Origin of the sequence: Streptococcus sp. HMSC068F04 (genome assembly GCF_001837455.1) — a bacterium.
Taxonomy (GTDB): Bacteria; Bacillota; Bacilli; order Lactobacillales; family Streptococcaceae; genus Streptococcus; species Streptococcus salivarius_D.
In genome coordinates this window covers 1-6,302 of sequence record NZ_KV832481.1, presented here as the reverse complement: position 1 = coordinate 6,302, position 6,302 = coordinate 1, and the positions used below count along the sequence as shown (strand labels likewise).

Sequence of the window (6,302 nt, the reverse complement as noted above, 5' to 3'; positions counted from 1 at the left end):
CCACCCGTTAGACGGGTGGTTATGATTAAGAAATATTAGGAGAGATGATGAATAGAAAAGAATGGATTGAATATTTTGAAGCGATTAATAATCGTAAGCCCACTATTCAGGAGTGTCAGCAGGCCCTTCTAAATGGTGAATTTGTTATGGAAGGAAAACAAGCTACTTTTTCCAACAGTGGAAAGTCTGTGACTGAAGGAGTCAGACCTTTACCGAATCAAATGACTGGTCAAATGGTCAACCCAGCTTATTCACAACAAATGGTCTTTGTTAAGAAGAAAAAGTTTGGCAAGAAGACTTTTATTGGTCTTGGGATTGCTTTATTTCTTGTTGTAGCAACAAGTCTTGGACTCTTTTTGTTTTCTTCCAAAGGAACAAACTTGGGAGGTTTGTGGGTAACTAATGATAATGTTGGTTTGGTTTATGATTTAAGTGGGAAGAAGTCAAAACTTGTTGCAGGCTATAGGGAAGAAGAAATCAAAGAAATCTCTATTGGTAATAAAGTTAGACAGGAGTTTGAAGCACGTTTAGAAGATGTCAGTAATTCAAAACTAAAAACGATTGCTGATTTTGACAAGAAATATCAATTACAGACCAAAGAGATAATACTGGTTAAGACGAAATGGGAATGGTTTGGATACTATAATCTGATTCAGAAAGATGGGACAAACTTAGTTCTAGATTTATTCTTATCAGACCTCTACTACGGATCAAGAAGTACCAAAGATTTAAAAAAGAAATGTCTTTTTCATAAGGCAGAGGTTCCAAAAGCCTTTGTTGGAAAATGGAAGACATATGATGATGAAAATGAATCAGAAGGAGAATTGACTATCTCTGAAAATGGTGTTATGACTACAGATTCTGATGATATAGATATCTTAAATGTTAAGCCTTTAGATATCTTAATTGCTAAGCCTTTAAAAGAATATCTGGCGGATCAATCAGGCAGCGTAGATAATGATAAGGTGCAAAAAGAGTTTGCTAAAATACAGAAGTCTCTTAAGTCACATGGTTATCATGCTAAGAGTGTTAATGACATCTACCACGATGCGAGAAAGTCATACTATTATATCGTTGTAGATGGTGGTAATCGCATTATTGTCTTGGAGGATAGCTTCAACCTTCTCTCCATAGGGGGTTATATTGAAAGAGAAGACAAATAGTAATTAGGATACCTCTAGCAGGTAAGAAGTACCTAGATAAGATGCAGAAGCCTATCATTCCTTTGGGAGTGATGGGCTTTTTTTACTAGTAAATATGATATTAACTTATAACAGTGACACAATTGATTACATAAATGTTACAAAGTTACATAAAATACTTGATTTCTGTAACAAAATAGATATAATAGACATATAGAAAAGAGGTTTATGAAAACGAAAAGTAAAGTTATCCGTGTTTGTTCCCTTGTTTTGTTGTCTGTAGCTGTTTCTACAGCACTTGTCGGATGTGGCTCTAAGTCAGAAAAAGACACTACAGCATCATCTACAACTTCAACTTCTAAAGTAGTGAAGTCCTCTGCTAAAACAAAAACATCTGAGAAGAAGTCTGCTAAAAAGGCTAAGACAGAAGCTTCAGCTTCAAAGGATTCTCAAGGTCAAGAAGAAGTGAGTGCTCCTGAAGCTAGCTCTTCAAAAAATCAAGCCTCAGCTGGAAATGATGCTCAAGCAGAGACAAATGGTAGTGCTGCTTCTGAGTCAAACAAGTCTAGTCAAGCAACAGCTGATACCCAAAGTGACGCTCCTGTCCCAGCAGCTTTGGTTGGAACTTGGACTGGTACTAGTCCTCAAGCAACAGACATTAGTTTTACAGTTGATGCTGATGGCAATATCACTTCAAAGGCAAATTTCAATGTCGATTACGAACCCTATCGTCAAAGCTCAACAACAGCAAAAGCCGTTCAAATTTCTGGAAATCTCTACGTTTGGGAGGGTGGCGATTTTTCTACCTTGCTTCCTGGTATTACAGGAATAGGGGGAGCTGGTTTTCAAGCTAAGCCTGGCTTTATTCTTGAAAATGGAACTTACACGCCAGTTCAATTTATCTCTGACTTGGGACCAACCTTTGATTATAGCAACTATAATGCTTTCCCATTCTCATTAACAAAATAAAGTAAAGAAGCTATCTGGAGAGATGGCTTCTTTTTTGGCTTTAAACTCTTATTTTTCAAGGTCTCATTTCTGCTTAAAAAATGGTAGAATAGTTACATGCAAACAAAACCAACGTCAGCCTATGTGCACATTCCATTTTGCACACAAATTTGTTATTATTGTGACTTTTCCAAGGTCTTTATTAAAAATCAGCCCGTTGATGACTACCTACGGGCTTTGATTCGTGAGTGGGAGCTTTTAGATATCAAGGAGCTTCGCACCCTTTATATTGGTGGTGGGACACCGACAGCTATTTCTGCGGAGCAATTGGACTACCTTTTAAGCAATCTTCAGAAAAACTTGGATTTGTCTAAGTTGGAGGAGTTTACCATTGAGGCCAATCCTGGGGATTTGACGGTTGATAAGATTGAGGTGCTCAAAAAATCAGCTGTTAATCGCGTATCTTTAGGGGTTCAGACCTTTGATGACAAGCACTTGCGTCAAATTGGTCGCAGTCACAATCAGGCACAGATTTATGAAAGTATTGATAGCTTAAAGGCTGCTGGTTTTCATAATATTTCTATTGACCTCATTTATGCACTACCTGGACAAACCATGGATCAGGTCAAGGAAAATGTGAGAAAGGCACTGGAACTGGATATTCCACATCTAAGTCTCTACAGTTTGATATTGGAACATCACACGGTTTTTATGAATAAGATGCGTCGGGGTAAGCTCAATCTGCCAACTGAGGACTTGGAAGCAGAGATGTTTGACTATATTATCCAAGAGTTGGAAAACAATGGTTTTGAGCACTACGAGATTTCAAACTTTACCAAACCTGGGATGGAGAGTCGTCACAATCTCATGTATTGGAATAATGATGAGTATTATGGTGTGGGTGCTGGAGCCTCTGGTTATGTCAATGGTGTTCGTTATCGCAATAGAGGCCCTATCCAGCATTACCTAAAGGCTATAGCTGAGGATGGTCATGCTAGACTTCACGAGGAGCATCTGACTAAGGCAGAGATGATGGAAGAGGAGTTCTTCCTTGGTTTGCGTAAAAAGTCGGGGGTGTCTATTAAACGTTTTGAAGAGAAGTTTGGCTTGTCATTCGCGGATACTTATGGAGACATTGTAAAAAAACTACAGGAAGATGGGCTCTTGGTCAAGGATCCAGAGGTGGTTCGTATGACTAAACGAGGACTCTTTTTGGGTGATAGTGTCGCTGAACAATTTATCTTGGAGGATTAGATGGGATTAAAATTTAGTATTCCTTATCAAATTCCGTTTTATGAGACGGATATCACGCATCAGGTAAAATTACCGCACTTATTGGCGTTTTCATTGCAAGTATCTGGTATGCAGTCAGAATCTCTGGGAAATACGGATAAGGACGTTTTTGATAAGTACGGTCTGGTTTGGATTGTGACAGACTATGCGATTGAGATTGACCGTTTGCCTCGCTACAATGAAAAGGTGACGATTACAACGGAAGCTATTTCCTATAATAAGATTTTCTGTTACCGTAATTTTTACATCACAGATGAAACTGGTCAGCAAATTATGCTCTTTAAGACTACTTTTGCTCTCATGGATTATGAAACGCGTAAGGTAGCAGAAGTGCCAGATGAGGTGGTAGCACCTTACGAAGCAGATAAGACTAAAAAGTTGCTTAGAGGGCCTCGCTATAAGGCTTTGGAAAATCCAATTGAGACTTTATATCGTGTGCGTTATTTTGACCTAGATATGAATGGCCACGTTAATAATAGCAAGTACTTGGAGTGGATGTTGGATGTTTTCGATTTGGATTTTTTGACCAAGTACACACCAGCCCATATTGACCTCAAGTATGTTAAGGAAATTCATCATGGGTCAGAGATTTATTCAGGCTATGAGTTTGACCAAGAAAGTTTGAGCAGTCAACATCAGATTTGTGTTGATGGCAATATTCATGCTCAGGCCATTATCCAATGGAAAAAAATAGGAGACGAGTAGGATGACATATAAAGGTTATTTGATTGATTTAGATGGAACCATTTACAAGGGGAAGGACCGTATTCCTGAGGGAGAGGCCTTCGTTAAGGAGTTGCAAAAGCGTCAGATTCCCTATCTTTTTGTGACTAATAATAGTATGCGTACACCAGAGATGGTGCAAGAGCTTTTGCGTAATCAGTGTGAGTTGGAAACGCCTCTTGAGACCATTTACACAGCTACTTTGGCGACAGTTGACTACATGAACGATATGAATCGTGGCAAGACGGTTTATGTTATCGGTGAGACTGGGCTCAAATCTGCCATTGCGGAAGCGGGATATACGGTAGATGAGGAAAATCCTGCCTATGTTGTGGTGGGCTTGGATCGTGAAGTCACTTATGAAATGTTGGTTAAAGCAACGCTTGCCATCCATAAGGGGGCTATATTTATTGGAACTAACCCAGATTTGAATATCCCAACTGAACGCGGCCTTCTTCCAGGTGCTGGTTCCCTCTTAGCTCTTATCGAGGCGGCTACCCGTGTGGAACCAATCATTATTGGTAAGCCTAAAGCTATTATCATGAACAAGGCTCTTGAAATCCTTGGGACAGAACGTAGCCAAACTATCGTGGTTGGTGACAATTACTTGACTGATATTACAGCTGGCATTAAAAATGACTTTCCAACACTTCTTGTGACAACTGGATTTACCAAGGTGGAAGAAGTTGAGGATTTACCAGTAAAACCAGACCATGTGCTTTCTAGTCTAGCGGAGTGGGATTTTGATGCGAACTAAGATTGAGGCTATTCTGACTCCGATTTGGCTCTTGGCCCTGTCTATCTTAGTGACGATTTATCTGGCATGGGGCTTTTATTTTTTTGATATTGATTGGATGCATCTTTTGAACTATGTCATTCTTGGCAAGACAGAGCTCTGGCATAATTTCAATATCCTCATGAAGTACTTGACCTTTCCTTGGGTTGGTCATCTGTCCATGCCTGATTTTCCATCGTCGGAGAGTGGACTTAAGCATTTTCATGATGTGAAGTGGCTCTTTCATTTGGTACAGGGGCTTGTTATCCTACTGGCCTATCCAGCTCTGACTTTTCTTTGGCGAAATGTGAAGAAAGGGACCTTTGGTCTTTACGCTAAACTTTATATGAGTCTAGCACTCTTGCCGGTCCTTATTGGGGTTGTGGGACTTTTTCTCGGATTTGATGAGTTTTTTACGCTCTTTCATGAAGCCCTCTTTCCTGGGGATAGCAGTTGGCTCTTTAATCCAATGTTGGACCCGATTATCAATGTTTTGCCAGAAGAGTATTTCCTTCAGTGTTTTGTCATTTTCTTTCTTGTCTATGAGGGAATCATGGTGAGTCTGACCTGGTTGGCCCGTAAGCAGCTTAAAATGTATTTGAAAAATAAGGAGTAGTTATGTCTATTCGTGATAACCATTTGCATACCCATCATTCCTATGATTCGGATGCGAACTTTACTGATTATTTGAGGCATTTTGATGGGGAGATTGTAACGACTGAGCATTATGATCTCTCTAATCCTTATACCAAACAGGATGATGTGCCCGAGTATGAGGCCTATAGTCGTGAGATTGAAAGTCTTAACCGTAAGTATGGCAATCGTATTAAACGTGGTATCGAGATTGGTTACTACCAGCCTAGGGAAAGGGATATTTTAGACTTTCTGGATGGTAAGGACTATGATCTCAAACTTTTATCTGTTCACCATAATGGGGTCAATGATTATCTTGATGATGAGGTAGCTGATATGGACAAGGCAAGCATTATTCAAGAGTATCTGGACAAGTTGGAGTACGCTATTGGTCGTGTGGACGCAGATGTTTTGGCCCACTTTGACTATGGTTTTCGCTTGTTTGACGTGACTGTTGATGAGCTAAAAGCTTATGAAGAACAGCTCAAACGTATTTTCCAGAAAATGATTGCTAATGATTTGGCTTTTGAGCTGAATGCAAAGAGTATGTACCTCTATCATCACGAGGACCTCTACCGCTATGCTCTAGGCCTTGTTAGGGATTTGGGATGTCGCAAGTATTCTATTGGGTCTGATGGTCATAAATTAGAGCATTTCCGTCTGAACTTTGACAAGATTGAGGAGATCTTGAGAGAATTTGGCATTACAGAAGATATGATTATATAGCGAAGACAGCTTCAACTGAAGCTGTCTTTTTCTTTTGTGACTTTAAGTCCGTTTCGCTCCGA

The 6,302-nt window shown here is 39.7% G+C and carries 7 protein-coding genes; all 7 read left to right on the top strand.

Translation table 11 applies throughout. The annotated features are described in order from the left end of the window. Nucleotides 1–47: 47 nt before the first annotated feature. The 7 genes from HMPREF2571_RS04495 to HMPREF2571_RS04465 all read left to right on the top strand — a co-directional run bounded on the left by HMPREF2571_RS04495 (nt 48) and on the right by HMPREF2571_RS04465 (nt 6,240). Entirely contained in the window at nt 48–1,163 is a 1,116-nt protein-coding gene (locus tag HMPREF2571_RS04495) for a hypothetical protein (RefSeq protein WP_013990760.1), read from the top strand. 207 nt (nt 1,164–1,370) lie between these two features. Next, on the top strand, nt 1,371–2,111 hold the full coding sequence (locus HMPREF2571_RS04490; RefSeq protein ID WP_013990759.1) for a hypothetical protein: 741 nt from the start codon (nt 1,371–1,373) through the stop codon (nt 2,109–2,111). 96 nt (nt 2,112–2,207) lie between these two features. After that, nucleotides 2,208–3,344 carry a radical SAM family heme chaperone HemW gene (hemW, locus tag HMPREF2571_RS04485; RefSeq protein ID WP_013990758.1) on the top strand — a complete coding sequence of 379 codons (1,137 nt, stop codon included), beginning with the start codon at nt 2,208–2,210 and terminating at the stop codon, nt 3,342–3,344. Beyond that, nucleotides 3,345–4,088, top strand: coding sequence for an acyl-ACP thioesterase domain-containing protein (locus HMPREF2571_RS04480; protein ID WP_013990757.1), 744 nt, complete (start codon nt 3,345–3,347; stop codon nt 4,086–4,088). A gap of 1 nt (nt 4,089) precedes the next feature. Continuing rightward, nucleotides 4,090–4,863 carry a TIGR01457 family HAD-type hydrolase gene (locus HMPREF2571_RS04475; protein WP_013990756.1) on the top strand — a complete coding sequence of 258 codons (774 nt, stop codon included), beginning with the start codon at nt 4,090–4,092 and terminating at the stop codon, nt 4,861–4,863. Next, nucleotides 4,853–5,497 (top strand): TIGR01906 family membrane protein, encoded by a 645-nt coding sequence (locus HMPREF2571_RS04470; protein ID WP_013990755.1) that lies wholly within the window; start codon nt 4,853–4,855, stop codon nt 5,495–5,497. Before HMPREF2571_RS04475 ends, HMPREF2571_RS04470 begins: the two co-directional genes overlap by 11 nt. Before the next feature lie 8 nt (nt 5,498–5,505). Further along, entirely contained in the window at nt 5,506–6,240 is a 735-nt protein-coding gene (locus HMPREF2571_RS04465; RefSeq protein ID WP_041817380.1) for a PHP domain-containing protein, read from the top strand. Nucleotides 6,241–6,302 lie beyond the last annotated feature (62 nt).